The following is a 4,264-nucleotide window of genomic DNA, read 5'->3' on the forward strand; positions in this document are numbered from 1 at the left end:
AGAAGAAACAGGACGCTCAGATTACAAACAGGCCAGAGTAATTGTCGCGATGCGGACGGGGTAATTGTCGCCTAATACCTACCGTCCCCGCTGCGCCAGGACGTGCTTAACGACGCAGCCCAACGCATTGCCCGTGGCGGCATACAAAACCCACTCGCCTATCTGCTGGCAACGCTGCGGAAGGCGCAGGACGGTGAGTTTAATCAGTATCGGTGCGGCAAAGCAGCGGTGCCGGAGTTTGTGCAGCCTGTGGTTTCAGAGCCAGACATACTGGCAAGGCCGCGTCAAAAGCGGGATATCAGTAAGTTAGTTGCGGAAATTCGGGCGCAGTATCTGGGGAGTGGCTGATGTTGTGACGGCTTTATCGATTTCTGCCCATATGTTTATAAAAACCGTTTTTATCGACATATAGCTGGAACATGTCAGTACCGTGAATTACCTCCTTCCAGCCAAACGCCCACACTGCTGCCGCATGCCATCAAAAATACACTCAGCAAGCTCAGGTGGAAACGACTCTGGAAGTAACGCAGATACACGCTCAATGACTTCTGGCGTGCTGGATATAATGTCATCCATCATGGACTCAACTTGTCGCCTTCCCAATCCGGTTAATTCACCATGATTGATCCAATGCCGCCGTTGAATTCTATAAATGTGGTAATAATTACTGCTACCGCGAACAGCCATTGCCAGTTTGCATCTTTGCCAGGAAATCTGATTATTACCATGACCAATTACCGGCCATGCTGATAAAACATCGTAAAGAGGCGTAAGGTGGTAATGACTTTGTGGCTCAATAGCGATACTAAAATTTTTGGCATGGCCGTCAGTAGCAGCCAACAACCAGAAAATAATTTGCGCCCTGAAGAACTGCTCTTTGTCCTGCTCAGCCTGATCTGAATGACTCAATATGTCCATAATATCGGAAATACCCGGCCCACCATCAGACTGGTATTTTCGTAACGGAGAAACACCTAAAGCCTGACACATATCCTCTTGTGGCAAACGAATGATCCATTGCCGATCGCCTGACCATCTTCTGTCGAAACGCTCAACCACTAATACCTTCTGATCTTCAAACTGCGCAATCTGTGTTTTTGCTACAGGGATCCCGTAGTGCTCAAGAAGCAAAGAACACAGCCATTCATTTTCAACCGATGTACTCATATCCGCGTGCATGTTCCCAACCAACCCAAGCGGTAGCTTGAAGATATGCGTTGTTGGGGTATTACCTTCTGGTAAACACCATTGTTCTTCATACCACAATAAAGCCGTTTTTTCCTGCGCACCGGCAATTGATAAACGCAAATCGTCAGTTTCGTCCTGCCGACCAGGCAACGATGCTGCCGTAGTATTACGCAATGTAGTAGCGATATCAGCTTCAGAAAGTGGCCGATAATTTACGGAAAATAAATCCGTAGGCTCTTCATCAACATTCAGTAACTGTATTGCACCAACGCAGTCTCTTCCCAGCTCAGCCAATAGATCAAAAGGCTCAAGGCTTTCAGACTGGTAACGCACGGCTAAACGCCTGCGTATACTTTCGCTGTCAGGCAATAAATTATCAAAATAGTCACGAACAACATTACCGCGCCAAAGCTGATTACCAGGAGTAAAAGGCAAAGAAAGCGATAAAGGTCTTCCCTGTTCATCAACTATCCATTCCGGAAGGTATTGTAATGAGTCCTCACCTCTGACCTTCTCCCAGAATCCGACTCGAATTCCATTCATCCATATCGCTAAACGCTGCTGTGTTCGACGCATATCGTCACCATTTTTCCCGTCTGGCAGGTGAATCTATTTGCTGTTCTGACTCTTCCATTGTTGAAGATGACATCGAAGAAAGTATCTGTGGCCCGGAAGAGAGTACCATTTCAACACCCAGTACGGTAAATACCCTGAATAGTCGCTCCATACTGGCGCTGGCTGGATTCGCTTCCAGTCGGGCATAGGTTTGCTGAGTTACTCCTAACCTTTCAGAAACTTCCTTTTGTGTCAGTCCATTAGCCTTGCGAAAGCCAATCAGCAATGGACGTATTTGATTCAAAGTTTTCAACGGATAAACAGTATTCATAAGGCATTTACCATTGTTAGAAGCGCTGATACAGTCTATAAGCTGTTTTTAAACAATACACCCTATAAGCTGTAAATGCAAAATACAGCCTATAAGCTGTAAAAAGAGGTCTCCTTATCTGATGAGTTCTCTTCAGCAACATTCTGGAACGGGAAAATGATTAAGCCAGCATAGTAACCCAATCCTCAATTCACGTTTTTCGCGCGAAAAACTTGAAGAAAAGATGTGAATTAATTCTAACGCCTGGTGCTTAGGCTAACAGTAACAAAAATACGCTTTGATACCACTGGCATCACATAAACGCCTGTCAATCCGCCACCAATCAACAGGCAATAGGTTGATGCCAGTGGCATCAATGCCCCACCGCATTCAGCTAAAACTTCCCCGGTCCATATACAAAACAACCTGTTCGTCCCTACGGGATTTCTCCAGACTCCAGCACAATCGCCACAGGGAGATCCCAATGAAACCCGCGCCTTACCTGATAACACTGACGCTGCCGTTTATCTCGTTATCTACTAGAGCGGATTACCACACCCAGATTAATGCCGGAAAAACTGTTTCTGGCGATGTTGTTGATGGCTCAAAGGGTAATCAGCATGTTTATGGTGCGTATTCCGATGATTCCGGTCAGTGATTCCGGCGATTTCGATCGCGCTTCTCGCGCTGGTTATTTCTTACTTTAGTTTTTAACTCGTCTGATCGGTTTGCGCCAGTTTACGCATTGACTCTCCCCTGAGCTCAACACGATGTCCGTTATGCAGAAGGCGGTCCATCAGCGCATCAGCTACCGTCGGGTTACCCACCAGTTTGTACCATTCACTCACCGGTAGCTGGCTGATGATGATGGTGCTTCCCCGCTGGTATCTGTCTTCCATCACTTCCAGCAGGTCTGAGGACTGCCGGGTGTTCAGCTTTTCAAGACCCCAGTCGTCAAGGATCAGCAGCTCCTTTTTCGACAGCTGTAGCAGCTGTTTCTGGTAACTCCCGTCGGCATGGCCGATATTCAGGTCATCAACCGCATCAGGATCCAGCGCTCCACGACCTGAACGGCATTTTCGACTTTGGGTTTGTCTTTCGGCTTGCGGGGCCGGGATCACGGCCGTGTTGTAGTGCCGGGCCAGCTTACGGTAGTTCTCGTTCAGTACCGGCTCGTAGCGGTCTGCGCGGCTGACTGCCGCTTTCAGGTTATCCGGGATGAGAAGCTGAGGAACACCGCCGAAGAACTCGAACGCCCTGACGTGGGCCATCAGCCAGCTTTCCTGCCGCTGGTTTTCACAGGCTTCAACATAGGTGTAGTTTGAGGCACCGAGCGTGGCGACGAAGATGTGCGCCTGAACCCACAGGGAGTAACCATCATGAAACAATTCAGTAAATCCGACATCCGCCGCCTGAGACAGGCCAGTCTTGACGATCCGCGTATCCTCGAAAAAATCCGCAAGGACAATGACGTGGTGCTGAACAACCCCGTCCTGGTGCCGGATACCGGCTGCGCCAGCTGGGAGCTTTTCTACTACTGTCCGAAACACGGCGTACCGCTCATCTGGGACCGGCGCTCGCCGGACGAGTATCACTGTCCGGTCGACGACCACGCCTTTACAGGGGAACCGTTTTACGGGGCCTGGTGGCGAAAGCTGAACAGCCTGAATGCCCGGGCCTGTTATGAGCTGGGGATCGCCTGGATGCTGACCGGGGAGAAGGTGTACTTCTCTCTCGTCAGGGAGATCCTCATGCCGTACGCCCGGTACTATCCCGGCTATGCCGAGCATGGCGGGATCCCCTGTAACGGTCCCGGCAAAATGAATGCCCGGACGCTCTGTGAAGCACGGTGTCTGGCCGAATTTGTAAAAGGCTACGATCTCATCTATGACGAACTGACCCCGGCGGAAAGAGGCATCATTGAGCGGGATTTACTCCGCGCCTGCGCCGACTTTCTCCTCGGGATTCGCCGGGAACAGCTGCATAACCATGAAGTCTGGATCAACAGTGCCCTGGCCATGACCGGTGCGCTCCTGGACGATCCCGGCTATCTGGAGGCAGGAGTCAAGGCCGTCTGGGGTCTGCACGATCAGCTCCGGTGTGGGGTGCTGAAAGGCGGACTGCTTTTAATACACTTGAAACATGACGACCTGCCAGACTATCGCTGACATTCAGGCCGTCAGTACTGTCTTAACCCTGCAACCCTTCCCG

6 protein-coding genes and 1 pseudogene are annotated in these 4,264 nt (G+C 50.2%); 3 read left to right on the forward strand and 4 right to left on the reverse strand.

The genetic code is table 11. From position 1 onward, the window contains the following. The first annotated feature begins 102 nt into the window (after positions 1-102). On the forward strand, positions 103-348 hold the full coding sequence (locus FU672_RS24565; RefSeq protein WP_148245203.1) for a hypothetical protein: 246 nt from the start codon (positions 103-105) through the stop codon (positions 346-348). Between the two features lie 87 nt (positions 349-435). On the opposite strand, the gene FU672_RS24570 is transcribed toward FU672_RS24565, so the two are convergent. After that, a complete protein-coding gene (locus tag FU672_RS24570; RefSeq protein WP_148245204.1) occupies positions 436-1,764 on the reverse strand; it encodes a type II toxin-antitoxin system HipA family toxin in 1,329 nt (442 codons plus the stop codon). Positions 1,765-1,768: 4 nt separating this feature from the next. Then, a complete protein-coding gene (locus FU672_RS24575) occupies positions 1,769-2,074 on the reverse strand; it encodes a helix-turn-helix domain-containing protein (RefSeq protein ID WP_001099274.1) in 306 nt (101 codons plus the stop codon). Between the two features lie 463 nt (positions 2,075-2,537). On the opposite strand from FU672_RS24575, the gene FU672_RS24960 reads away from it, so the two are divergent. Continuing rightward, entirely contained in the window at positions 2,538-2,711 is a 174-nt protein-coding gene (locus FU672_RS24960; RefSeq protein ID WP_187360854.1) for a hypothetical protein, read from the forward strand. 52 nt (positions 2,712-2,763) lie between these two features. Here FU672_RS24960 and FU672_RS24580 read toward each other — a convergent pair whose 3' ends face one another. Together FU672_RS24580 and FU672_RS24585 are read right to left on the reverse strand one after the other, a co-directional pair. Continuing rightward, positions 2,764-3,108 (reverse strand): ATP-binding protein, encoded by a 345-nt coding sequence (locus FU672_RS24580; RefSeq protein WP_316043738.1) that lies wholly within the window; start codon positions 3,106-3,108, stop codon positions 2,764-2,766. Next, positions 3,090-3,411, reverse strand: a pseudogene (locus tag FU672_RS24585) (DDE-type integrase/transposase/recombinase); the annotation flags it as partial. The gene FU672_RS24580 and the pseudogene FU672_RS24585, both read right to left, overlap by 19 nt. A gap of 21 nt (positions 3,412-3,432) precedes the next feature. Here FU672_RS24585 and FU672_RS24590 point away from each other — a divergent pair. Continuing rightward, complete coding sequence (locus tag FU672_RS24590; RefSeq protein WP_148245205.1) at positions 3,433-4,221, forward strand: hypothetical protein; 789 nt, start codon at positions 3,433-3,435, stop codon at positions 4,219-4,221. Positions 4,222-4,264: the final 43 nt, after the last annotated feature.

Origin of the sequence: Enterobacter asburiae (genome assembly GCF_008080435.1) — a bacterium.
In the GTDB taxonomy this organism is placed as follows: Bacteria; Pseudomonadota; Gammaproteobacteria; order Enterobacterales; family Enterobacteriaceae; genus Enterobacter; species Enterobacter asburiae_C.

Coding starts and splice junctions, on each gene's coding strand:
- FU672_RS24575 (WP_001099274.1), bottom strand. CDS start 2,074: ATGAATACTGTTTATCCGTTGAAAACTTTGAATCAAATACGTCCATTG.
- FU672_RS24570 (WP_148245204.1), bottom strand. CDS start 1,764: ATGCGTCGAACACAGCAGCGTTTAGCGATATGGATGAATGGAATTCGA.
- FU672_RS24590 (WP_148245205.1), top strand. CDS start 3,433: ATGAAACAATTCAGTAAATCCGACATCCGCCGCCTGAGACAGGCCAGT.
- FU672_RS24960 (WP_187360854.1), top strand. CDS start 2,538: ATGAAACCCGCGCCTTACCTGATAACACTGACGCTGCCGTTTATCTCG.